The following is a 26240-nucleotide window of genomic DNA, read 5'->3' as shown; positions in this document are numbered from 1 at the left end:
TAATTTTCATCCTGCATTTCGCTCGGGATTGGGATTTTCGGCATAATTAGACTCTGGAAAAGTAATGAACTGCAATGCTCTATTTTTATCGGAATGCCGATTGATGAAGAGATCTGTTTTATCGATCTGTTCTGTGTTTGTGGTGCTGGCTATCCCCGGCGTGCTGCGAGGGCAGGCGCCCATGCGCAAGCTGCCCGATACCATCTATGAGGAATGGCGCCTGACAGCCACACCCAGTAACAATCAGATCGTAACGACGAACCCGACATCGCTGTTATGGCCGTCGGAGAAGCACTGGCGGGGTGCAGAAGTGCTTTATCAGGTGTATGTGAGCAGGGATTCCCTGTTTGCGGATGCTACGACAATGATCAGCGAAAAGAAACGGTATTGCTTTTACAATTTGCACGCTCCTGTAAGCTCGGGTAAATGGTTCTGGAAATATGATATTATTGATAGGGATCAAAAAGTCGCCTCCCGGGGACCGTTTTCATTTTTGGTAAAGGAAGACACCCCGACGTTTGAAACCCCTTCATTTGAAGCGTTTCTTATGAATGTGAGCAAACATCACCCCCGTGTGATGAATCAGGGTAAAGACATCGGCAGTATCAGAAAAAAAGCGCCGGGGCATCCCTTGTACAGTGTGATTCTGCAAAGCGGGATGGATGCGCTCAGGTCTCCTGTTTACAAAGGGCCCGTGACAGACAAGGACCCCGCGAAGGACAAGGCCTTATCGATTATTACAGGCAAAGAAGTAGCGAAGTTCAACAGATTGCTGGAAGCCTACGTCATCAGTGGAGACAAAGCCATGTTGGCTGCACTGATGGATCGAATAGACGTATTACTCGGATGGCCAACCAACGACCTGCTTGGATCTCAGGTATTAACCTCGTTGGCGATGGCCTATGACGCACTCTTCGACGAGCTCAAACAGCCGGTAAAGGAAAGCGTGCTTGCCGTAATCGGTAGGCAGCTGAATGCCGGCCTGAGTAAATGGGAGGGAGAAATTGAGACCCGGCACGTCGAGAATCATTTTTGGCAGATGGAGATTTCCGGCAATTTCGTCGCCTCACTCGCCACTGTCAATGATCTGGATGTGAGTAAAAGAATGTTGGAGTATACCTACGAACTGTTCCTGGCCCGCTTTCCGAACCTTGCCACAGAGGAGGGAGGATGGGCCGAAGGCATAGGATACTTCGGGGTTAATAAGTCGGCCATTGTGGACATGGCGTTGCTGATGAAAAAAGTGGGAGGCTGCGATGTATTTAAAATGAGCTGGTACAGAAACCTGGCCGACTACTTTTTATATTTTGCCCCCGTGGATGGGCGTATTTCCGGATTCGGCGACATGCACGACCGTGTAGGCAATGGGAATGTAGGACATTCCATGATGCTGGTTGTTGGCAATGAAAATAAAGATGACAAGGCTTTGTATAGGCTAGCGGCTCTGATGAAAGCCAGGAAGGCCATGGGAGAGGCGGAAGATTGGTATCAAAAGGAGCTGTCACTGGTGGAGCCGTGGTATCAGACTATCAATGATTTCAAAATTGACGCCGACCGGTTGGCGGAGCCTTTGAATCTTCCGAATGACAGGCTTTTCAAGGGGGTCGGAATCGCGTCATTTCACACAGATCCGCTTCACAGCGATCGTAACACGGCGCTGTATTTCAGAGCATCGCCGTTTGGAGCGAAAGGACACATGCATGCCAATCAAAACTGCTTCAATCTCTCCCGCAGGGGCGATCCCTTGTTCTATTCGTCGGGCTACTACACCACCTTTGCTGATCCGCACAGTCTGACATCCTATCGTCATACACGTGCTCATAATGGCATTCTGGTCAACGGTATTGGGCAGGCATTCGGGCATGAGGGATATGGCTGGATCAAACGTTTTATCAGCGGGAAGAACATATCCTATGTGTCGGGCGATGCAACCATGGCATACAGGCCAGTCGTAGACACTCAGTTTTTAAACTTATTGAAAGAAAATGGCATACCCGCCACACCGGAATCCGGATTTGGCGACGCAAAATTGACTTTGTTTGAGCGGCACGTTGTTCATGTGAAGCCCGATGTTGTAATCATTTATGATGTGCTTGAGTCCGAGGCTCCTTCGAGCTGGAGTTTTTTGCTTCATAGTGTAGAAAAGCCGGAACTCCTGCATAACGGCGGCTTAAAATTGACAACGCCCAAAAACAGTGTTTACGGTTTTGTGACGGGGTCGTCCGAACTTGATCCAAGTCTGACCGACCAGTTCTATTCACCGCCGGTCGATATTAAAAAGAAATATAAAAATTTGTCTAACCAGTTTCACATCAGCTATACCACTAAACGTCCAACGAACAAAGCGCGATTCCTGGCCATTCTCCAAATGAGCGATGCGGGTGTTGAAACTCCGCTGGTTGAAATGAAAGACAATCATGTATTCTCAATAGGAGACTTTCGGCTCTCAGTGGAATTGGACGCAGAGAAACCCGCGTACTTGTCTGTTGTTTCCAGTCAGGAGCAACTTCATATAAATAAGTCATACTCCGATGTGGATGGTTTGAAATCTGATCAAGCTGTTTCAACATTAGTTGAAAAACTGAATGGAAAGGAGGTAATCAGAAGCTCAAAGGACATGCCGGCATTTCCATAGGGGCTAATTTCGCCAGAAGCGCCCGGGACAAGTTGATTTAATGTTTTATACGTTTATATGTAAGCGTTAGGTGGTGTGGGTTATGCGCGATACAAGATGACCACCCAATTGGCTGAAAATATATAAACTTTTGTTTAATATAAATAAACAATTTGTATTTTTGTGGATCAAATTTTATTTATTCGTTTAATAATGGTATAAAAGAGGATAGATCGGCCGTTTGTACTGAAAATCTTACGGCCAAAGTATTCCTATTTACCTGATATGAAGGCGGTTTATACGCTATTGCCGGATTTTGCGCAGTCAAGAATGCCATTCCTTGTGAAAAGAACTGCTGCGCCCTTTTTTTCGCGGGAATTTCATTTTCACGAGCAATGCCAGCTCGTTTACGTTCTGTCCGGTTCTGGCACGCGGATCGTCAGCCAATCCATAGAATCCTACCAGGAAGGTGACCTCATTTTTATAGGTTCTAATGTTCCGCACGTATGGTGCAGCGATACTTCGGGAAGTGGCAGGGAATCTGTGTCCGTGGCGCTGTACATTGATCCGGACCTTATCACAGAAAAGTTGAGCGGGCTTATCGATGTAGAAGGAATGCGTGATTTTTTCAAACACTCGGAACGTGGAATCAAGATCTGCGGCGCGAAAAAGGTGCTGATGACCGAGATATTGGAGCAAATGCCTTCCCAGCAGAGTTTCAAATTGTTGGAATCATTCATTAAGATAATGGATCAATTATTGGATAGCAATGACCTTCTCTGGTTGAATTCGCCGGATATATTTGCACCCTATTCCAACGAGCCGCCTGGTCGGGTCCGCCGACTTATGAACTATATCCAGGAGAATTTTAAGGACGAAGTTACATTGCAGAAGGCAGCGTCGATCTCGGGATTGCAACTGCATGCTTTTTGTCGGTTTTTTAAAACTCTGACAAACAGGACTTTTTCAGACTTTATCAATGAGACGCGCATCAGCTACGCACGAAAACTGCTTGCAGAGACGAAGTTGCCAGTCGCTCAGATTGCCTATGAATGCGGGTATATGAGCATTTGCTATTTCAATCGTTCTTTCAAAAAAGTTACCCAAATTTCTCCCAAAGACTACCGGGCCATGATTTGGAAAGGTGCGAGGAGAGAGACTGTGTTCGTTTCAAATAATTGATAATGAATAAATTGCCTATATTTGGACGTTTGGAAATGCAGGCTTGGTTGCTGAAACCATATGCAAACATAGTATTACAACTAGGCAACGAATAACTATTAAATGAGATTATACTGCAATAGTTTTGTATTCTTTCATGTGTATAATTGCTGACTTGCCGGATTTACCATAAATAACATTGGGCGCTGGCTGATTTTAAAGAATTTACACCCAGGAATATGCGAAGGTATTTGTGGCTTTTACTTATTAGTTTCAGTGTAATTGGGGTTTCAATTGCTCTTTCCAAACGGTTTTCTGCGGGCAAAGAGTCCGATAGCGAACGGATATCGTATAGCTTTCAGGTCCGGCCAATACTTTCCGACAAATGCTTTGCCTGCCACGGTCCCGATGCTAAAAAGCGGGAGGCGGGACTCAGGATGGATCTCGCAGAAAGTGCATATTCCAGACTAAGGGACGGAAAAGGCTTCGCTATCGTTCCCGGTAACCCACAGGCATCAGAGGTATATAAGCGGATTACCTCGCCAGATCCCGGTTACCAGATGCCCACACCGGAGTCTCACCTTGGCCTGTTGAACGAAAATGAAATCGCCCTGTTGAAAAAATGGATCTCCCAAGGTGCTAAGTATGAGCCGCATTGGGCCTTTACTGCCCCCAGGCAAACTGCTTTGCCAGCTGTGCGCTGCGCGGACTGGAGTAGAAACGAGATTGACCGTTTTACACTTTCCAAAATGGAGCAGCTTGGGCTGGCTCCCAACGACGAAGCGAGTAAGGAGCAGCTACTTAAACGACTGTCGATTGACCTTACGGGGCTGGCTCCCTCCCTGGAATTACAAAGGAGCTTCATGGGGGATAATTCTGAAAATGCTTATGAGAGAGTCGTCGATGAGCTGATCTCACAAAAGGCCTATGGAGAGAGAATGGCGATACATTGGCTCGATGTAGCCCGCTTTGCGGACTCATATGGCTATCAAAACGACGACGTCCGGACTCAATGGGCCTGGCGGGATTGGGTTATTCACGCTTTCAACAGGAATATGCCTTACGACAAGTTCCTGGTCTGGCAGCTTGCGGGAGATCTGCTTCCCAATACGGGTAAAGAGCAGATCCTTGCAACGGCATTTTTAAGGAATCATAAAATAACCGAAGAGGATGGTGTGATCCCCGAGGAGTACCGCGTTGAATACCACCTCGATAAGACGAAGACATTCAGTTCGGGTTTGCTGGGCCTTACTGTCGAATGCGCCCAGTGCCACGATCATAAGTATGACCCGGTTTCCCAGGAGGACTATTACAGATTATTCGGTTTTTTCAACACTTCAAAGGAAAAGGGTTTTGACGGCAGCGCGGGGAGCGGCCCGGCCAAGGCACCTGTTCTGACCATTTCCAACTCGGAGGTCAAGAGCCTGCTTACTTTTATCAACAGCAGAGACACCAGCCAAATTGTGGTATCGGTGATGGGAGAAAATGAAACCCCGCAGGCTACCCATGTTTTGAATCGGGGGGTGTATGATGCTCCCGGCAAGGTGGTAACTGCAAGCGCGCTTCCTGCTGTGATGAAATTTGACACAACCAAATATCCAAGAAATCGGCTGGGGTTGGCCGGCTGGACAGTGAGCAAAGAAAACCCGCTTACCGCACGGGTGTTTGTCAACCAGGTGTGGCAGGAAATTTTTGGACGGGGGCTGGTGAAAAGCACCGGCGATTTCGGAATGCAGGGGGATTTGCCAAGCCATCCGGAACTCCTGGATTGGCTTGCAGTCGATTTCATGAACCATGGCTGGAATATCAAAAGACTGGTTAAACAGATTGTGATGTCGGCTACATACAGACAATCCTCCAAACTAACCCCGGAGAAATTGGAGAAAGATCCGGAAAATATTTACCTGTCGAGAGGTGTGCGCTCCCGCGTACCCGCCGAGTTGATCAGGGATATTGTCCTATCCACCAGCGGAATGTTGAACCCGGAAATCGGTGGACCGAGCGTTAAACCCTATCAACCCAAGGGGATCTGGGAAGCGACCACCGCCAACAGAGGCAGCCTTGCGAGGTATATACAAGACCAGGACGGTTTGCTGTATCGCAGGGGCTTGTATACATTTATCAAATTGACACTTCCGCCGCCGGCAATGATTATTTTCGATGCCAGTAACAGGGATCATTGCGAGGTCAAGCGGCAAAAGACGAACACTCCGCTTCAGGCGCTGGTTATGCTCAATGACCCGATGGTGCTTGAAGCTTCAAGGGTGCTTGCAGAGCGGATGAGCTCGCGGTCAGGTTCGATTGACAAGCAGGTCACGGAGTTATTTCAACGGATCGTCTGCCGAAATCCCGATTCAGGAGAGGTCCGGCTGCTTGTTGATTACTACAACGAAGAATTGATCACGTTTTCGAAAAATAAGCGGAAAGCTCAGACGGTGTTGAATGTCGGAGATCGCGCGCATGAAGAGCGCGTAGATCCGGGCCGCGCTGCGGCGTTGATGCGGGTGATCAACACCATTTATAATATGGAAGAAACGATCACAAAAAGCTGATCGCGGTCGTCTGCACGACTGCAAAACTAACTTGCGGAGAAATATGGAGAAGCCGGTGTTTGATTTCCGAATGAATACCAATAGACGGCACTTTCTGTCGAAACTCAGTTTGGGCCTTGGAAGTGCAGCCCTGGGGTCGCTGCTGGTTCCTGATATTTTCAAGTCGGGCGGAGGAACTAACGTGAACGACATTGTCTCCGGCCTGCCTCATTTTGCCCCGAAGGCCAAGCGTGTTATTTACCTTTTTCAGAATGGAGCTCCGTCTCAGTTTGAGCTCTTTGACCATAAGCCGCTACTGAACGAAATGTATGGGAAGGATTTGCCGGAATCGGTCAGAGGTGGACAACGACTCACGGGCATGACCTCCAACCAGACCAGGTTTCCGCTGGCAGGGTCGGTGTTTAGATTTGCGCGACATGGAAGTTCAGGTGCCTGGATAAGCGAGTTGTTGCCTCACACCGCCCGTATCGCAGACGACATTTGTATCATCAAGTCGATGAATACCGATGCGATCAACCATGACCCGGCGCTGACGTTCTTTCAGACCGGCGCGCAGGTTGGCAACAGGCCCAGTATGGGCTCCTGGTTAAGCTATGGGTTGGGTAGTGAAAACCAGAACCTGCCCAGTTTCTGTGTGTTGCTGTCCCGGGGAAAGGGAAACGGACAGGGGGTGTATTCAAAGTTATGGACTAATGGGTTTTTGGATTCGGTCCATCAGGGTGTACAGTTCAGCAGCGGGGAAAGCCCGGTTCTGTATCTGGGAGACCCGGAGGGAATGGACCGGCCCGAACGCCGGAAGATGCTCGATAAGCTGGCAGCGCTCAACCAGGGGACTTATGATGAGTTTGGCGACCCCGAGGTTACTGCTAAAATTCAGCAGTATGAAATGGCTTACAGAATGCAAACTGCCGTGCCTGAGATCACAGATATGAGCAAGGAGCCGGAGTCGATTGTGAAAATGTACGGCCCTGAATGCCTTGTGCCTGGCACCTATGCGGCCAATTGCCTTTTAGCCAGAAAGCTTTCGGAGCAAGGGGTTCGGTTTGTCCAACTGTATCATCAGGGCTGGGACGGGCATGCCGGTCTGCCTAAGGAAATTCGCGGGCAATGCCAGGATGTTGACCAGGCTTCGGCCGCGTTGATCACCGATCTGAAGCAAAGGGGACTGTTGGATGAGACCCTGGTCATTTGGGGAGGTGAATTTGGTCGTACCAACTTCTGCCAGGGGGCCTTCACCAGGGATAATTATGGCAGGGATCATCATCCCAGGGCCTTCACGATCTGGATGGCGGGCGGAGGGATCAAGCCCGGACTGGTTTATGGAGAAACCGACGATTTCGGATATAATATTGTGAAAGATCCGGTACATGTCCATGATTTGCAGGCTACGATCCTCAATCAGCTGGGCCTCGACCATGAAAAGCTGGTTTTCAGGCATCAGGGACGCCGATACAGGCTGACGGATGTTGCTGGTAACCTGGTGAAAGGAATTATCGCTTAATATGTAGCCTCATGCAAGAAACGGTATCTGTACCTCATGGAGAATCTCTGAACTTATTTGTGTCAACTATACACGAAGACGCAGCTATTGTTGGTCAAAGCGAATCCGTCCGCTTTACGAAAGCAATCTTCGAGCTTAATCCTGAAAAGGGCCTGACCATGCTGTTTAAGACCTACTACAATCCGTTGTGTAGCCATGCAATCAGATTTGTGGGGTGCCGGCAGGTCGCGGAGGACCTTGTCGGAGAGGTGTTTTTTCAGTTGTGCCGCACGAAAGCTTACCGGAATATAACATCGTCGTACAGCAGTTACCTGTTTCGCTCGGTGCGTAATGAGTGCTATACCTATTTGCGTAGCGAGGCGCCCGGTATGCGCAGCTTTGACGTGATTGACGAATATTCCACTATTAAGTCTCACCAGCAGCCGGATGAAGAGTTTCATTATCTCGCGTTGCTACGAAAAGTCGACCAGGTGATAGATCAGCTTCCAAGGCAATGCCGAAAGGCATTTCAGTTAAGCAGGTTTGAAAACAAAAAATATCATCAGATAGCCACGGAGCTGAGCATCTCTCCGAAAACGGTCGAAGTGCACATGTCGAAGGCGTTAAAGCACCTTCGGGAAGCTCTTCGGAGAGAATGGAAGTAACATATATCTGCTGAGACTATTTGTGCAAATGTAGTACTGTAAAATATCAATCAACCATTAATTTAATGGATTAATCAGTTATAAATTTGTACATAATCTGTGATAATGTAATTTCTATTTAAAATAGTACCCGAGCTCGGTATGCCTTTCTGCATATCAAATGCCTAAGATAATGCTATGGTCCCCCAGTATGGGTTTATTGTTGATCAGCACTCATTTCATTAAACCCCGGAGTTTGACAAGTGCATGGCTGATATCATATTGACATCGCTTCATACATGCCACTTGAACCGATCGAATCAGCAGGCACACGATTTCACGCTTTCAACGGGTAGCTTTCCATGGTGCAGGTTCATAGATGAAAGACCATTCGCAAAAAGCTCACTAACGATCTGGGGGGAAATGCAATGGTGGTCCGGCATGACGGGATATTGCGCCTTTCCGGCAATATCCGCGCACAAGATGGTTTTTGGGCGGCTCCCAAAAGAGAAATAGACCGCAACAGCCCCGAACTCAAACAGAACGATGGCAATAGGCGGCAAAATTCGAGTTAATCATACGCTTAGTAATTAGTTAGGTCAAAGGATAGGCAGGGCTTTTAGTCCTGTCTTATTTTTTCGGACGAAGGAGGTTTCTGGGCGAAAGCGTAAAAAAACAGCGTGAAAATGCTGAAAAAGCAATAACATTTCTGAACTAATCCTTAACAGCACCAGCTGTTGCCTGAATTGTATAATATTCGGATTACATCCAATGGCAATAGCGTCAAGGCGGGCAAAGTCATCATGTATAAAAAACTCCGACCATTTCCAGAGACGGAAACGGTCGGGGCGATTTAGAATGTCGGTGGTGTGCTGCTGAGGTCGGAATCGAGAAAATCGGTGACCATCGGGATCAGCCAACCCGTGCGCTGGATCATGCCGATATGTGTCGTGCCGGGTAGAATGGCCAGTCGCGACTTGGGGAGCCCGTGCACATCGCCCATTTTGCCGCCACCCTTCGCCCGGAACAGTTCCAGGGCATGCTCGTACCGCACGCCATCGGCATCACCTATGACGAGGAACATCGGTGCTTTGATCTTTTTGACATCTTTGGACCAGTCATAAGGCTTCAAATCTATGCTGATCACCTTCTTGATGTAATCGCCGAAACGCGCCGGGTCATTTCCGAGGCTGTCGTATTGCTTCTCGATCGGACTACCCTTGAACATATCCACAGTCATGGTGGCAAAACTGGCTTCGGTATCGGGCCACCAACCGTCGTGGGCATACGCGCCGGAGAGTATCACCAGCCTGCGTACCTGCCCGGGATGGCGCACCGCCAGCTGATATGCCACGCCTCCGCCCATACTGTACCCGAGAATGTCGGCGCTGTCGACTTTGAGGTGTTTGAGCAAACCGGAAACATCGTCGGCCATGCCTTCGTAGCTCAGGTCACGTGAAATATCGCGGGTGCGGCCGTGACCCTGCATTTCGGCTACAATCACCTTGCGGCCGGGTGCGAGCAGGGGAATAATATGCGCCCAGTTCATGGGAATGTTCATAAACGACCCATGCAGGAGCACCAGAGGCTTGCCGCTGCCGTATACTTCATAATACATTTTCAATCCGTTTACATCCACATAGCCTGTTTCGGCGGGAACAGCCTTCGCATTCGGGCTGGCGGCGGTGTCGGTCTTTGAAGTGTTTTGTCCGTCTTTTTGTTCCGAACGGCAGGATACGGCCATTACCGTCGCCGCGAGAAAAAGGCAGGAGAGAATGTGCTTGCTCATGTCTGGTTTCTGGTTTGGTTACAATGCAAATCTCGGCAACATTTCCCCTCCTTCGAGGGTGTGATTGCGTCAATTAAAGGACTGAAAAGCGGCAGTTTGGGCTGCGGGTCGGGACTTTCAGCCGGCAGCGAGGGAGTTTGCCGGAAAATTTTATCTCTTTCAATCTGCTCTTCATCACTTTTTTACTAAGTTAGCCTGCTTCACTCTTAGCGATTAGAATTTTATTCCACCACTTCCATAAACTATGAGAGAAGCCACAGCAAGGGACAAAGGCCTGGTTGTCGACATTCTTACGAGGTCATTTCAAGACAATCAAAGTGTAAATTATCTCATCCCTTCCGATGCGAAGAGAATCAATCGGATCCGGGCATTGATGGATTATTCTTTCGAGACTTGTCAGCTCTTCGGTAAAGTGTATGTTTCCGACGACAACAAAGGTTGCGCGCTCGTGTCCTTTCCGGAGAAGAAGAAAATTACTCTCAGATCACTGTGGCTGGAAGTGAAACTGATTTTTACCTCAATTGGCTTCGGAAACATTACGAAGGCCATCAACCGCGAGAAGGAAATTTCTAAAAACTATCCGGCCTCAACGTTCCTGTACTTATGGTTCATCGGTGTACACCCGGAGAGCCGCAACAGCGGGGTGGGGCAGAAGCTGATGGCCGAACTGCTCGTTGAGTCTGAACGGATGAACAGACCGATCTATCTGGAAACATCAACTTTGAAGAACATTCCGTGGTATAAGAAGTTCGGTTTGAACGTGTATAATCAGCTGGACTTCGGATATGATCTTTTTTTAATCAGAAATGGGCGATAGCGATGCCGATCGGGAGAGTTGTACGGTCAACACCCGTGTGCATGGAATGTAGTATTTCGAGTTCGCCGATAGGTGAAAATAGTACCACGAAAACGGGAGACCAAACGGGCGAACGTATTTGATTAGTGTAGACATTTTCAAGTCTGACAAAAATCCAATGAAATAAAAAGAATAAGACTGTGACAAATCCCGTGCGTTTGCATACTAATGTGATAAATGACCTTAAGCTTCATTACTTATGTCTTTTGAAAAGGAATTCATTACGATCATACAGCAACATTCCGGGATCATTAGCAGCATTTGCAGCACTTATTTCCCAAAATCCGATGATTTTAAGGATGCGAAGCAAGACGTTATTTTACAGCTTTGGCGTTCTTTCCCGACATTTCGTGGGGCGTCAAAAATCAGTACCTGGATTTACAAAGTGGCCCTGAACACCATTTTAGCCAAGAGTAAAAAGGAACATTACACTGGTGCAAAGGAGCCAATATCCCAGGCGCATGCTGATCAAATATCTTCCGGTGATGATGTAGCTGTGGATGATTTACAGGAATTCTCCTGGCTTGTCAGCAAACTCGACGATTGCGACAAGGCCATTGTGATGCTTTTGGTGGAAGGATATGCAAATAAGGAAATTGCCGTAATACTCGACCTGACTACAACCAATGTGAGCACAAGGTTAAATCGGCTAAAACATAAACTGAAAAACCGTTGTTTCAATGAACACCCGTGAGCTAAAAAGTGCCTGGGAGCAGCAGAAAGAGTATTTTGATAATCAAAAAATCTCCGAGGACGATATTTTATTCGCGATACACCAGGATTTTGGCAAGCGGGCGAAAATCCGGCGGTTACTTTACAACAGCTCGATATTCCTGTTTTTATTTACCTTTTGTCAAACCTGCTGATGCTCCATTACATTATCTGGGATGTCCGGCCGGAAGTGTTCCCCGGACTAGATGTACCGCGGTGGTATGGTGTTTTTTGGGTACTGGGCATCTTTCTGAGTATTTCCATTGCTCGCTATATTTTCAAAGTCGAAAAGCGTGATCAGGATCAAATAGATGAACTTACCATCTTTTTGATCGTCGGCACTTTGATCGGTGCGCGGCTGGGACATGTTCTGTTTTATGAACCACTGCACTATTGGCAGCATCCAATCGAACTGCTGCCTGTATCGTTAACGCCGTCATTTCATTTTACAGGCTTCGCAGGACTGGCAAGCCATGGGGGCGGATTGGGGCTGATAGCTGCGGCATTTATTTTTTCCAGGCGGAAAAAGATAGACTTTCTGTGGCTTTTAGACCGGATTGCCGTGGTTGTTCCCTTATGCGGCGCTTTCATTCGTCTGGGGAATCTGATGAATTCCGAAATGATCGGGGTGCCCTCCAATATTCCCTGGGCATTTGTATTCGCGGACGTCGATGACGTTCCAAGGCACCCGGCTCAGCTATATGAAGCTATTTATTGCGGATTGCTCTTTGCGTTTGTCTTCTACCTTTGGCGTAGCAAACACAATCAATGGGAAAGCGGAACACTATCCGGCCTAATGGTGGCGGTTCTTTTCTTACTCCGCTTCTTAGATGAGTTTTTTAAAGAAAATCAGGAAGACTTCGAGAACAGTATGATGCTGAACATGGGGCAAATACTGAGCATTCCTTTCATTCTTGCCGGACTGCTTGTGATAGTTGTTCGACTCCATAAGCCTATACGTGCCAGCAGGTGACGTGCTTCTCAAACAATGTTCAATATCCGGATTCCGGGACAAGGTATCCGGCCTGCCAATTTATTTGTTGACTGCGGGACTTTGTTAAAGTTTTGCGGATACAGCTCGCTGATGTTTTTATGGTTGATTGTGGAGATGTTTAGCAAGTTTTTTGCCAACTGTAGGAATTGACATCGTGTTTTCTGCGGATAGCAAAGAAGGAATAAATCAGGGCAGCCGCTGGGTAGCTTCGTGTGATCCGGCAAAAAAGCCGTGCCGTCGGGCGATAGTTTTTTTCCGGAGTCAGCGGGCGTATGGGATTTTCAATTTGATTATTACGGATAAAGCAGAAGAGAAAAATGAGGCGTTATCTCATATGTATGACTGACCTGCATCCGGCGGACGACAATGCGAAAACCTTTCTGGCATCATCCGGTTACAACCCATTTAAATAACTGGCCTCGGATTGAGATTATTTTAAACAGAGCGGCGAAAAGGTACCGGAATCCCTTATTCATTTGCTGGCTTGGCAGGCATTTGTCCGGGTAGTTTCGCTCCTTGAAGTTTTGGTTAAAGACCTTTGGGTGATTGCGGATCGCCCTCGATCCCATTTTCCGAGAGCCAGCGCTTAAACGACTCTACATCTTTCGGGCAAAAGTGGACAACGCGACCATTGGTCATTAAACAGGTAAAAAGTTCATTTACCTGAATGAACCTTAAAATTTCGTCTGGGCGATAAAGGAAGTCCGGAAAGCTATCTTTGTCCACGAGCCTGGTCTTAGGGTGGGTACATCACGATGTGAAATGCCTGCTATATTAATAGCCTCAAATGCAATGGTTGGCAAGGGACCAAATTCTTAACCCACGAAGGGGAGAGTTTAGGCTCCCCTTCGTGGGTGATATTGGTTCTGAAAACCGGCATTCGGGTCATTGTTTGACAAATCTTAGATTCTCGGTAAAGTTTGCGCCTCTTAAAATGACATTGTATAGCCCGGAAGGCAGCCTTTCGGTATTCAGTTCATAACCTTTGCCGTATTTATCGCTCGGGGGAAGCGATACTACGATTCGCCCGGTTTGATCGATGATCCGGATGTCGAATGCCTGACCCTGATGCAGCAATGGGTGAAATTTCAATTTTCCGCTGGTCGGGTTAGGATAGACTGCCAGGATATCCTTGGCACTTTTGAGCTCGACCGCACGAGTCTGCGAGTATTCGTATTCACCATCATAATCCAGTTGTTTCAAACGGAAATAGTAGGTCCCGCCCGGAAGGTCGGAAACAGAATACCGGTACTGGTGGGCCGATTTCGAATTGCCATTGCCATCCACAAAACCTACTTTGACGAATTTCCGGGCATCCAGGCTCATTTCAATATCAAATCCGGCATTGTTCGTTTCTTCGGAAGTCTCCCAGTTAAGCTGTACGGAATTTTCGGCATTCAGACTTGCATTAAAGGATATCAGGGTCACCGGCATCGGGGTGCCGATAGTGAAATCGACGTTGGAGATATCAAAAAAGATGTTTGGCGTGTTACCCAGAGCGGTGCTGGTGCTGGACGCGATTTTAATCCGTGCCTTGTCAGTGTCTATCAGCGGTAAAATGACCGCCGCCGTTCCCAGGATGTTGGCGGTTGCGGTCGCCAGGGTTGTAGGAAAGGTCAGTCCGCCATCAGTTGACAGGAAAATATCAACCAATGTGCAATTAACCGGTGCACCCGCTGTGCCATTGACACTCCAGGTGACAGTCATCGCCCCACCAAGAGGGTAGTTTCCAATGGGTCCAAGCAAACTGCCCGGCGTATCATTTGTGATCAAAAACGGCCCGGAGCCGCCATCGATGTTGACGGTTACTTCGGCGGCGCTCACGCCGCTATTGTTGTCCCGGACGGTAAGTTTGTGCGTAGTGGCGACACCCACAGACGGCAATTTGTCGCCTATGGCATAGTTCGAACCATCGAGGATCGACGCTAATCTGGGATAATACCGTGTGCCGCTGTTGGAAACCGGCGCGTAAGACCTGAAAAAAGGCGGCCGTGAAGGGTCGGAAATCGTTGCGGCGGTGAGTGCTGCTTTGTCGGGTTCGTTGCTGATGTTTGTTCCTTCCCAGGAATAGCTCAACACATCCGCCGCATCGGCGTCTGTAGCTGAACCGCTAAGCGCGAAAGGGGTCGACTTCGGGATCGTCCAGCTTGACGGCATGGTGTTGATAACCGGGATTGCATTATTGGTGGCCGTGGCGGTGTAGCAGGAGAGTGTTTCAATGAAAGCATTGGCCTGATCATAGTTGACCGTGTGAAAATTCAGGATCGGCGCGTAAGGTGCTTCATAGTCGTCATTGCCTACCAGGCCATCTCCCGGGGTACTGTTGCTGCAGGTGTACCCATAGCTCATAATGGTCGTCCCTGATCCCGGTTCAACTGAGGTATCGTGAGCCCGGGTGGTACACACCGGGACATTGCTGTTATAGCTATGGCTCATATCGAACTGGTGCCCAACTTCGTGCTGGATCAGCTGCTGATCAAACACATCGGCATAAGAGCCATCCCCCACGCCAGAAACACCCTGTCCTTTGGTGCCCGGATCGCAGACCGAGCCCCTTACGGCCACTCCGCCACCAGAACCTCCCAGATATCCCAGTACGTGACCGACGTCGTAACCGGCTGTAATCACGTTATCGAGATTTGCCTGATTTTCGTCGAGCATCACTCCCTGGTCGTTGTTGGTATAAGGGTCTGTCAGCGGATCGGTATAAACGATCGTTTCGTCACTGACCAGCACAAAAGATACGCTCAGCTCTTTCCTGTATACGGCATTCATGTTATTGACATAGTTGGTCAGCGCAGCGAAGGCGAGTGCGGCTGTTCCGCCTTTTTGGGCCGTAAATTCCGCGTCAGCTGCCATTGCAAGCCGGAATGTTCTCAAAGTGGCGCCAGTTGCTGCTGTTGCGTTACTCCTTTCGTTTTTTCCGCCTGGTTTTAGCGGGCTCCTGTGGCTTTCGCCGTCGAGCGTACCACAGCGGTTGCCCGGTGTTTTCAGGGAGTCACTTTTCGGACTGACCGCATCCCGGGAAAAGTAGCTTCTGTAAATATGATCCGAGGTATCGGTGTTTATTTTTTCGAAATAGACGGCGTCATTTTCAACCCCCAGGATAATCGCATTAAATCCTGTGGCAGTGAGATTAATGCGGACCGAATATTCTTTGTGTGTCGTTCCTTGCCCCGCATACGTCTTTATTTCGGGGTGTTTGGCGGCGATTTCAGGCGCTAGAATGGGTGATTCAAACACGGAAAAAGTCTCGGAAGAGCCGTTGGGCAGCGGAATTTCAAGCGCTAAACCAAGGGCCTGCTTATTTTTAAATTCCAAAGGAGCGCTGAACAAATAGCTTCGCAGGTCGTTCGTTTTTAAGCGGTAAAAAGAAAGCCTGGAGATTTTTTTTGGAACAGACTGACTGGTCCGTGCATTTGCGTCCGCCGGCAAGAAGAATCCGGTCTGGGCGGTTGCATTCTGAATGCTAAGCACCGCCAGAATAGCGATAAAGTTGTGGTAAAGTTTCATTCTCATGTGGTAGATTTTTTATTAGCCGAAAACGATTGGAGATTAAACCATGTCAATAGGACTCTATTGCGCTTTGACACATGTAAATAGGGTTATGCCGGAGGGTTATATTTTTTATTGCGAATAAGCTGCTATGCCAGGTGTCTTTGGATCGCAGTATGTTTTTCTTTCAAAGAATGCCTTTCTGAACTTGCGGGCAACACATGGCTAGCCTGGAATGACTAATTGTGCACAACAAATCCTTTCAAATATGTTAGCATTACGTAGTATTCAGGATCATTTGTAGAACAAATGTATTGCGTATAAGCAGGGCCGACATTGCGAATGTTTGAATTTTGGCATTTAAAAAATTATATGTTTAATTAAATGAATTAAATGCTCCGTAGAAGTATTGCTATAATGATTTTATATATATTGTCCCGCACAATTTCCAGGCGTTCGTTTTTTATCTTTTTAGCATGAGCATTCAGATCATCATTGCAGAAGACCATCCGCTGGTACTGGCGGGCATTCAGTTTTTGCTGATGGAGCATATACCCCAGGTGGAAATTACCGGCGCAGGCGATTTTACCAAAACCATTGCCATGCTTGAAAAACGCAGGTTCGATCTGTTGATCATGGATATTAACCTTCCCGGTGGCGACAAGGTTACGATGATCCATTCGGCCAGGCTAAGACAGCCCGGGATCCCAATCCTGGTTTGTTCAAGCTACGACGAGCAGGTGTATGCGCTGCCTTTCCTGAAAGCGGGTGCAAATGGTTATATTTCAAAAACGGCGTTCAACGACGATTTTACGAAGGCGGTGGATCAAGTGCTGAGTGGAGGCACCTATGCAAGCCCACAGGTGATGCAACAGACATTTCGGCAGCTGTTATTTTCAAAAGAGAGCCAGGATACGGCTGCTGAGAAACTTTCGGGAAGGGAGCTCGATGTAGCCCAGCTTTTGATGAGAGGGCAATCCACCAAAGCAATTGGGGAACAGCTTAGCCTTTCAGCCTCATCGGTCAGTATTTATAAATCCAAAATCTTCGAAAAGCTTGGGATCAACAATGTGATCGAGCTGACAAAGTATTTTCAAGTGAACCAATAGTCTGCCTTCCCGTGGCCAGTAAACTCCCAAGGTATTTTTCATGCGACAGAAAGAAGGCGGACTTGCTCCCCTCTATGGTATTGCTCTGCATGGTTTGGCTGTCGCTTTTACCGGTAATGGGTCAACAGCAGCCAGCCGGGTACTGGCTGCAACACTTCACCGACGAAAATGGGCTTCCCCAGAACAGTGTCAAAGCGATTGCGCAAGACGGCAATGGCTTCATATGGCTGACAACCGAAGCCGGGCTGGTCCGTTTCGACGGACACCGTTTTCTGACCTTTGAAAAGTCGGTAATTCCTATCACGAACAACCGCATCCGCGGATTCGTACCGGCTGTCGGGCAAGATCAGGGGAACAGCCATTACCAGTTTTATGCTTTGTCGGAGAAAAACGAATGTATCGGCATTCTTGGAAACGGACTGGTTCGTGTAGACACCAATTTTTATAGCAAATACAAAAAATATAACCCCTTTGCGGGAAATGAATTCAGGTATAACAGCATTCTGGCCAGCCTTCCCGCCCAGTACCCGGTAGATCCTTCCAGGGAACATTACTTTACCCCATCGGATAACGGCACTTATTATCTCTGGCATAAAAAGGGTATTACCTGCTATCAACGCGGCAAACGGTCTTTTACGTCTGAGGGGCCGTTCCGGCAATTTTTCCTGATCGGCTCACTGCCCTATGCGGTAGATGCCAGCGGGAAATTCACGACAGTAGGTGAAAAAAAACGGGATGTTATTATAGAGGGAGACATTCTGACGAACAGCCAGTTTCCCAAAAAGGGTATTCCTGAATTGTTTTGGAATAACGTTTCACGCCAGGCGTTTCTTTACCTGAACAAATGCTTTTATAGTCTGAAGCCCTCGCCATCGGGCCATTTGACGACCAGCCTGCTCTTGAAGGATTTTGACCTCGATGACCTTCGTATCATCACTGCACTCTTCGATGAGAACAGCGGGGTCCTTTTTTTGGGAAGCACCACAAAGGGATTGCTGGTTTTTAAAAAGAATGATTTTCATACACAAAGGCTAAATGAGGATAACGCCGACAACGTATACTATGCGCAGGTAGCTGGCCCTGGCCGGTCTGTACTTACGTCACAGGGTTATCTTTTTTCATCTGTTGCAGGGGAGACTCACATTTCTGCTAGCAGGGTATCACCGTTTATGGAGAAATTTGGGTACAAATTTGCCCTGGTTCAAAATCAGGACAAGACCTTATGGATGGGGATCGGGTTTGATCTGTACAAGTTGGATCAAACGGGGAGAAGGGTACTTGAGCACGTAAGAATGCCTGAGAAGGCGAAATCCTTTTTTCTCGACCCTGAGGGCAAGCTCTGGGTTGGATGTGACTCCGATGCAATATATACGATCGTCAGATCCGGGGCGAGCTATATACCGCGACGGATGTTTAGATTAGGGGTCAGCGGGATATGGATCATGGGTAGGGAAGATCCCGAAACGATGCTTGTAGGGACGGAGGACCGTCTTTTCAGGCTCAATATGCACACGGGAACTTCTCAGGCCGTCAAGCCCTTTGAGAACATAGGTGTCAGAAGCTTTTACACAACCCGTGACGGTAGCTGGATAACTACCTATGGAAACGGCATTTATCTGTTGAAGAAAGACAAAGTAGTTAAATTTCCGCTGGATCATGACCGCATCCTGGCTACGGCGCATTGTATTGTGGAGGATAAAAAGGGCTTTTTTTGGATAAGCACCAATCGCGGGCTTTTCCAGGTGGCAAAAAAACAGCTATTGGATTATGCTTCCGGTAAGAGCGAGCAGGTGTACTACCTGTATTATGACAAGCGAGATGGCTTTGAAACGAATGAATTTAATGGTGGCTGCCAACCATGCGCGCTTACCTTGCCGGACGGAACAGTGTCGCTGCCTTCCATGGACGGTCTGGTTTGGTATAAACCCGAGGCTATCAGCGCAGCGCTTCCCGTCCATAATATATTTGTCAGCGCTGTTCAGGAGGATACCAAAGAATTGGAGGTGAAAGACACGCTTGAAATATCGCGTGATTTCGAGCAGCTGCGGTTATCGGTCACCACGCCATATCTGGGTAATCAGAAAAATATCCGGATGTATTATTCACTGGCCGGGGAAGGCAGGACCGTAAATTGGCTACCCGTTAACCAGGATTACATCATTACAGTCCCCAGAATTCCCCACGGCGATTATACACTAAAAATAAGGAATGTAGCGGGTTTTGGTACAAATGACTATACCTATAAAACCGTACATCTGCATATCCCGCGTGCCTGGTATGAAACGTGGTGGTTTCGGGCACTGGTGGTGATGGCTGGTGCTGGCCTGTTCCTGATGTCTGTCAGGTGGAGATCGGCACATCTCGTCAGAAAAGAACGGGAAGCGAGCCTGATACGACATTACCGGGTGATCAGTCAGATCATCGCGGCTGTCAATCACGATATTCAGACGCCATTGCATTACATCGGTTTCTCACTAAGACAATTCAATGCATTTGTACACAAACAAACCGGGGTTGACCCATTGATCGTGCGAATGAGCGATGAGACGCTGGACACTTCCCAGCGGCTGAACACCCTTACCAAAAACATTCTGAATTACATTAAACTGCAAAGCAAATCGCCTGCGGAGCGCCGGGATATGCATGGGGTTCATGTCGATGAACTGGTACGTTCGGTGACGGAATTGTTTTCCGGAATTGCAGCACATCGGGAAGTAAGAATTGAAAAGGTGATCGATCCGGCCCTTACCGTATATACTGATCCGAACTTGCTTTCTATTATTATTCATAACCTGATCGACAATGCGTTAAAAGTTAGTCAGTCCCAAATCAGGATAACTGCCGGCATGGATGGAGGGCGAACACAGATCACTATCGAGGACGATGGAGGCGGCATCCCGCAGGACCAGCTAAGCTGGCTGAATAAAAATTACAGGTCCTACGAAGACTGGATGCATGCCTCTCAAAATCCCGGGCAAAAGGGAGTTGGATTGGTTATCGTCAAAGACCTGTGCGTGCTGCTTGGAATCGAAATCATCGTACAGGTCCCCGGTGAAAAGAACACGGTGATTCAACTGGTTTTGGGTTAACACGCCCTGTTGCGAAGTTTGCCCATACCAGCACATGCAAACCCCTTTACCTCAGGTCGATTTTAACCGCGCTGAACTATCGGGCAATGACCAGCCGTTGTGGAGCAAACGTTTTGTCGGTCATCGGTATGCTCACCACATAAATCCCGGCAGGGAGGGTTTCTATATTGGCCCATTCTTGGATGACACTGACTTCGAACGCCGTCCCGTTCATATTCTGCAGCCGTAAGGTCCCAGAAGAAATACCCGGTACTTTTAAGAAAGCATTGGCAGGATTGGGATACGCGGGTTGTATGGCTTGTTTTTGAAAAGTACGCACAGGTTTTATACTGCTGTAAGTGAAGCTGCTATCGACATCCACCATTTTCAGTCGATAATAGTTGGTTCCGGGGTGTGGTAAAACGTCCTGATAAAAGTAGTTTATGATCGCTTTACTGTCGCCGGCAGCATTGATACGGATTACCGCTTTCCATGTCACGGCGTCGCTGCACCGTTGTACTTCAAAAAAGGCGCTGTTTATTTCCTCCGAGGTAGACCAGTAAAGCAGCACAGCGGATTGCTCAGCCTCCGCCCGGAAGGTAATGAGTTTAACCGGCATAGGTCCGACATCGATCGTGACCGTGGCGGTTTCTTCGCAGGGACCCGATCGCACGCTGTACTGAAAACTGTCCATTCCGCTGTAACCCGCGGCTGGCGTAAAGACCACCTCGCCGTTCTGGTTAATCGTAATACTGTTACCGCTGGGCAGCGCGACCGTTTGGCCGTCGGTTATTTCGGTGCCATTGATGCGGCTCACATACCTGTCAGGGTTTTCGAAATTATCCGGTGTCGCCCCGTCAGTTCCTGTGAGTACATTGAAAGATTTTGCCGTATTGTATGTTGTGACCAATGCGTCGTTGGTAATGTCGACCCGGGATGGAATGCTGATTATTCTGGTTGTCCGGTCTGTTCTTGGGGTGCCGGGCGCTCCGTTGCTTGTGTTTCCATGATCGTTGGACAGCATGGTGAGCCGGTAAGGCGGTATGCATCCGGTGGAAGTATTGTAGTCGCTTGGGGGAGTCCAGATGATGCCGTTACCTGTCGGATCGGCGAGATAGGCATTCACCTCGTTGATGGGGCCTGTGAGGGTGACGCCGACCGTATCTGCTTTGCCGTCCGTCAGGCCGTTATTGTCGTTTCTGACGGTGACGGTCAGCCCGTGGCCGGCGGTGGCCGATATGCTGCCCATTGAACCTGCGAAGGAGAGGTCATCCTGGGAAATAAAAAGCGAAACGGTTATCACCCCATTGATTTCCGCGGCATCGTCTATCTCCGACAACTTGGGTATTCCATTTGTCTGTAATGTATTTAAGGTCAGTGGGGTATCTTCAGTTGTGGCGTAAGAAGGGATAATGTTGGCAGGGCCTTCGTTGAATGGATTGACTGTGATGAGCAAATTTCCGGTTGCAGTCTCATTCTGAGCGTCCGAAACCGTAAACGTAATGGGAGGAACGGGGCCGTAATTGCTGTTGTAGTGCATTGTTCCCGGTGATGCCGCCAGTTGGGCAGGTGCAAACGTATAGGTACCATTGGCGTTGATCGTGATGGAGCCGATGTTGGTACCGGGGAAAGAGGGGTTGGGGTTAGGTATCACATAACTGCCCGGAACAGCGGTGGCAACACCATTAACGGTAAAGCTGGTTATACTGAAGCTGGTGCCGCCGTCGGGATCGGTCACTCCGCTCAGCAGGTTATTCACGCTGCCGGTATTGGCTGCGGCGGTACCGATGTCGGTGATTGTCCTTGATTTGTTTGGAACAATAGGAACTGCGGAGAAGGCGCGTGTTACCATCATGGCCATCAGAAAAACAGAGAGCAGACTTTTCAGAGACCCTTTTGTTCTTGACGGATTTAGCGTGCCGGAGATGTATCCCTGAGGAACGGCTGCATGGCTACCAGCTTGGATTGTAGATGTTTGTTTCATAAAGATGGGTTTATTTGGTCTTTTGATTTGCATTGAGTTAGCCGGGAACGCCGCCGGTCGCGTTTCATCAGTGATCGGAAGTGCTGCGAACCTCCGGCATTCGGAATGGTCTCGATTTTATTCTGTTTGGGAGACCGTAGTCCGAAGGTTGATGTAAAGGGGGCAGGTTGGTTAAACGGCTGGTCAAAAGTATCAATGCCACGCGGCTCGACCGGGTTAATATTTTTGCTTACCTGAATGTAAAAATTCACACTTGTTTGGGTAGTAATTCTACCTCCAATTGGCCAGTGCTAATGGGGCCGAAGACATTTGGTGCCCGTGGAATAACTAAATGGAGTTGAAGCGGAAAGTGAATGCATAACTACTCCGGGCGATCGTTTCAGTGGGCGGTCGAAGGGAACTTGTTGCAAAAATAGATGAGATGCTTTTTTGAGTCGCAGGGCCATTGCCATGCTGGCTGAAAAAGGGTTATGAGTTACAACAGCAAATGTTGGTAGAGATTAATGAAAGGACTTGTACCGGTAGGGTGCGGACCCGGTGGGGAACAGGAATAAGTAAAACCTAAAAGTCAACATCATGTTTATAGAATAAATTTTATATAAAACTGAATAATTTAAGTATGTTATTCTGATCCGCTCCCATTTTTTTGTAAGCAAGCTACGCCTGTGCTGAATGGGTATGTACAGGCGCAGCCGGGGAAGTTTCGACAACCCGTTGGGATAGGCTCGTAGACTGGTATTGTCAGACCTTTGCCGCCGGTTTGAAGTCTTTCCGGAATCTCTCCGAAGTGTTTATGAAACAAAAAACCAGGGCAAGTGATGAAATTATTGATTATCGACGACTTTTGGCTTTTAACAGATTCGTTGCAGTTGGTGCTCAAGGGGCAACCAGACCCGATTGAATCCGTGGTGGCGACAGATATTTTGGAATTGAAAAAACAGCAACCAGGGTACTCGCCGGACGTTATCCTGCTGTTGATCCGGGACCGCTCATCGGAACGGCGCCATTGGGTTGAAATTGGGTCACTTGAAGAGTTATTTCCGGCAAGCCGACTGGTGGTTTATAGTGAACAGCCTCTACACATGGTGAGAAACTATCTCAAGAAAGGGGTAAAAGGCTTTCTGTCCAAAGATGCGAGATTAGAAGACCTGCTTGAATGCCTCAGGACCGTGCAAAAAGGCAACAAATACGTCGAAACCCATGTGATTACCCAATTGTCAGCCAATATCGGGCCAGGGAGGCAAGCAGTAGTAACGACGTTGATCGCATCACTGTCGGCGGTCGAAAAAGAGGTAGCCCAAATGCTTATACAGGGAAAAAGCTATGAGAATATAGCCCGGACCGTCAAGCGAAACCCCAGTACGATCACCGACATTAAGGAGCGGATACTCAGGAAACTGAATGTCCCCAGTATCGCCGTACTAAGACAGCTCGTTCCTTCGGCGGGAAATTAGCTGCTGAGAAGGCCGAAATAATGCAATTCCAATCCCGAAAGGTTGATCTATTATGGAGAATGTGGAAGAGATTGTAAAGCATGTACTGAATGTCTGGCGACTTTATAAAACGCAGCGACAACTGCTGAGCACAGCCATGCGTCAGGAAATTCCTTTTCCCTTGCGACAGTTGCTAAGCCGGGACTATATGATTTGCTCTGTACTGAAGAAAGAGATCGCAAATCTTTATGATGCGCTCAAATGCTGTATGACTGGCATCATACGTCCCGACGGCACGGCAGCCATCACCATTGATTGGGAAGGCAACATCATTCTGATATTAGGAGAAATCGTAAGCGTCCATCAAAAGATCATTGCTGAATATGAAATACTGCTCACTCTGCTCGAAGGCTCCGATATGAGCATAGCTATGCTTCGTCACCACTGCATGCAAATGCACAAAATGACGGATGACCTTTTGGCAGAATCCGCGGAGCCGTGAAGAGAAGTCTGTTTCAAAGTTAGAGGGGGCCTTCATGTGGCGGTAATCTCTAACAGTCTGCGTTTATATGGTATCGTTAGTAGAAATAGTCCGAACAAATGCGAAACACGTGTTTGGAGGCAGTAATTAATTCTATCGCATGATGTCAAAAATTAAGGCATAGAATGAAAAATCTTAAACGACGGTTGCTTTTTTTATGAGCTTCCTTTGTGGCGTGCTTCTTTGCCGTAACGACCGTTTATGTAGATTTTTCCTAACCCCTTAATTTTCCAACAAAATGAAGAAAGCTTGACGATTGTAATTGCCTAATGGCTGACCGTTTTTGCTGCCAGTCAGGTGTAATCGAGGTAGTTGGCGGATCTTGCCAGCATTTTTCCAGGCACCCGAATCCTGGTTGTTTTTGACTACGAGGAATATACCGATCCATGAATGTCTGCGGGGTAACGCTCGAATTTTTGCCCTGACCGCCGATCGCGGCGGCAGAGTTTACATTCAACCCGGTGGAAAACCTTACACCCTTCCTAATTCTTACGGTTGCTTTTCAAAAATACATAGAAGCAACGTCTCTGAAGTGCGCCCGGGTATCGGGCAATAGGCTATTAACAAAATCTTATGTCACACTTAATGATGATGAAAAATGAAATTTAGCACCTTTACAGCTATTCTTGGGTTGTTTTTGGCAGTATTGAGGACGTCAGGTTCTTTTGCACAGTGTGTACCTGCGTTGCAGCTGGAAAAAATAACGCCAACCACTAATTTTTACGATTTTAACGGGGCATCGCCCAATGGGAATTTTCCGGTATCCAGTATTACTCCTGCTACGGGAACTGATGGAGGGTTGGGCTGGACGGGTTCAGGAACGGGTTCAGTTTTTGCCACATCGACTTCTACCCAGTTCAATAACGAAGTGGTAACCCAGACGTTAAGCCGTCCGGTAGCAGACGCTAACCTGGATGGCAATGGGGCTGTAGTAACCATTAGTATTCGGCCTAGTGACGGGATCAATGGTGTAGGTACCACTGCGAATTCACAGCCAGCTTCTTTCAGAATTATTTACGGCGGGGTTACCTATGCTACTTTCCTGACAGTGGTAGGGCAAACGACTAATGCTACTGTTGCGACCGCTGCGGGGGCTACCTCTTCACACGCGACCATTCCTGCTAATGGTGTATTTACAACCGTCACCATTACTCTGCCGGCGAGTATTCCTAATACCGGTACTTTTAGCGTGCAGTATCAAGTAAACTCTCCCGGCGGGGATGGCGGGGATGACTATAGCGTAAGATCTGTGAGTTTTAAAAGCTGTCCGACCAGCATTTCCGGTAACGTATTTAACGATATCGATGGCCCAACGGGAGGGGTGAATGGCGCGGCAATCGGAGGTTCGGGGTCTGCTACCGGACAGCTGCATGCTATACTGGTGGGCCCTGCCGGGACCGTATTCGCCTCTGTGCCGGTGCAGGCAGATGGAAGCTATTCCTTTACCGATAACATTTACACCTCCGACAATTTTTCGGTACGCCTCAGCACTACCGCTGGCACGGTGGGGGCCGCTCCGCCTGCACCTGGGTTACCACCGACCTGGTTTGCAGTGTCGGAAACCGACAATTCGCCTAATCTGTTGCAGACGGTGACCGTAGCCGATGCCAACAATAATAATCTGGTAGGTTTCAACTTCGGGATCAGCCAGCTTCCTCCGGTTGCCACCGACGATTCAGACGCCGGCAACACGCCTGGCAGCGATGCAGTGGTAAACCTTTTGGCTAACGATGATCTTTCCGATGGCAGCCAGGCCACCCCAGCCAATACATCGGTAGCCCTGATCGCCCCGGCAGGCAGCACTTTGAA

The 26240-nt window shown here is 48.3% G+C and carries 15 protein-coding genes and 2 pseudogenes; 13 read left to right on the top strand and 4 right to left on the bottom strand.

Translation table 11 applies throughout. The features are described from left to right. The first annotated feature begins 103 nt into the window (after positions 1-103). The 5 genes from BP71_RS10435 (at position 104) to BP71_RS10415 (ending at position 8472) form a co-directional block, all read left to right on the top strand. Positions 104-2635: a DUF4962 domain-containing protein gene (locus tag BP71_RS10435; RefSeq protein ID WP_496378816.1), complete on the top strand. Its 2532-nt coding sequence runs from the start codon at positions 104-106 to the stop codon at positions 2633-2635. 264 nt (positions 2636-2899) lie between these two features. Then, positions 2900-3796, top strand: a complete 897-nt coding sequence (locus BP71_RS10430) for an AraC family transcriptional regulator (protein WP_496378814.1) — start codon at positions 2900-2902, stop codon at positions 3794-3796. Between the two features lie 218 nt (positions 3797-4014). Next, positions 4015-6327, top strand: coding sequence for a PSD1 and planctomycete cytochrome C domain-containing protein (locus BP71_RS10425; protein WP_496378812.1), 2313 nt, complete (start codon positions 4015-4017; stop codon positions 6325-6327). 43 nt (positions 6328-6370) lie between these two features. Beyond that, positions 6371-7828 carry a DUF1501 domain-containing protein gene (locus BP71_RS10420; RefSeq protein WP_496378810.1) on the top strand — a complete coding sequence of 486 codons (1458 nt, stop codon included), beginning with the start codon at positions 6371-6373 and terminating at the stop codon, positions 7826-7828. Positions 7829-7839: 11 nt separating this feature from the next. Continuing rightward, complete coding sequence (locus BP71_RS10415) at positions 7840-8472, top strand: RNA polymerase sigma-70 factor (protein ID WP_496378808.1); 633 nt, start codon at positions 7840-7842, stop codon at positions 8470-8472. 832 nt (positions 8473-9304) lie between these two features. Here BP71_RS10415 and BP71_RS10410 read toward each other — a convergent pair. Continuing rightward, a complete protein-coding gene (locus BP71_RS10410) occupies positions 9305-10240 on the bottom strand; it encodes an alpha/beta fold hydrolase (protein WP_496378806.1) in 936 nt (311 codons plus the stop codon). 244 nt (positions 10241-10484) lie between these two features. Here BP71_RS10410 and BP71_RS10405 point away from each other — a divergent pair, with 244 nt between their 5' ends. The 3 genes from BP71_RS10405 (at position 10485) to lgt (ending at position 12780) form a co-directional block, all read left to right on the top strand. Continuing rightward, entirely contained in the window at positions 10485-11057 is a 573-nt protein-coding gene (locus tag BP71_RS10405; protein ID WP_496378804.1) for a GNAT family N-acetyltransferase, read from the top strand. A gap of 238 nt (positions 11058-11295) precedes the next feature. Further along, entirely contained in the window at positions 11296-11790 is a 495-nt protein-coding gene (locus BP71_RS10400; RefSeq protein WP_496378802.1) for an RNA polymerase sigma factor, read from the top strand. A gap of 171 nt (positions 11791-11961) precedes the next feature. Then, entirely contained in the window at positions 11962-12780 is an 819-nt protein-coding gene (gene lgt, locus BP71_RS10395) for a prolipoprotein diacylglyceryl transferase (protein WP_496378800.1), read from the top strand. Positions 12781-12857: 77 nt separating this feature from the next. Here the strand turns inward: lgt and BP71_RS10390 are convergent. Both BP71_RS10390 and BP71_RS10385 read right to left on the bottom strand, forming a co-directional pair. Next, positions 12858-13032, bottom strand: a pseudogene (locus BP71_RS10390) (IS66 family transposase); the annotation flags it as partial. Between the two features lie 654 nt (positions 13033-13686). Continuing rightward, positions 13687-16320 (bottom strand): reprolysin-like metallopeptidase, encoded by a 2634-nt coding sequence (locus BP71_RS10385; RefSeq protein ID WP_496378798.1) that lies wholly within the window; start codon positions 16318-16320, stop codon positions 13687-13689. A 452-nt stretch (positions 16321-16772) separates the two neighbouring features. On the opposite strand from BP71_RS10385, the gene BP71_RS10380 reads away from it, so the two are divergent. Both BP71_RS10380 and BP71_RS10375 read left to right on the top strand, forming a co-directional pair. Then, positions 16773-17405 carry a response regulator transcription factor gene (locus BP71_RS10380; RefSeq protein WP_496378797.1) on the top strand — a complete coding sequence of 211 codons (633 nt, stop codon included), beginning with the start codon at positions 16773-16775 and terminating at the stop codon, positions 17403-17405. 11 nt (positions 17406-17416) lie between these two features. After that, a complete protein-coding gene (locus BP71_RS10375) occupies positions 17417-20494 on the top strand; it encodes a sensor histidine kinase (protein WP_496378795.1) in 3078 nt (1025 codons plus the stop codon). 76 nt (positions 20495-20570) lie between these two features. Here BP71_RS10375 and BP71_RS10370 read toward each other — a convergent pair whose 3' ends face one another. Further along, the gene (locus BP71_RS10370; protein ID WP_496378793.1) at positions 20571-22457 is read right to left on the bottom strand and encodes a cadherin-like domain-containing protein; all 1887 of its coding nucleotides are present in this window, start codon (positions 22455-22457) and stop codon (positions 20571-20573) included. An 818-nt stretch (positions 22458-23275) separates the two neighbouring features. On the opposite strand from BP71_RS10370, the gene BP71_RS10365 reads away from it, so the two are divergent. From BP71_RS10365 to BP71_RS10355, 3 genes and pseudogenes are all read left to right on the top strand, one after another. Continuing rightward, a complete protein-coding gene (locus BP71_RS10365) occupies positions 23276-23911 on the top strand; it encodes a LuxR C-terminal-related transcriptional regulator (protein WP_496378791.1) in 636 nt (211 codons plus the stop codon). Between the two features lie 52 nt (positions 23912-23963). Further along, entirely contained in the window at positions 23964-24392 is a 429-nt protein-coding gene (locus BP71_RS10360; RefSeq protein WP_496378789.1) for a hypothetical protein, read from the top strand. A gap of 637 nt (positions 24393-25029) precedes the next feature. After that, positions 25030-26240 (top strand): annotated as a pseudogene (locus tag BP71_RS10355) (hypothetical protein); the annotation flags it as partial.

Source organism: Dyadobacter ginsengisoli DSM 21015, from assembly GCF_059568735.1.
This window is presented reverse-complemented; position numbering and strand designations above follow the sequence as displayed.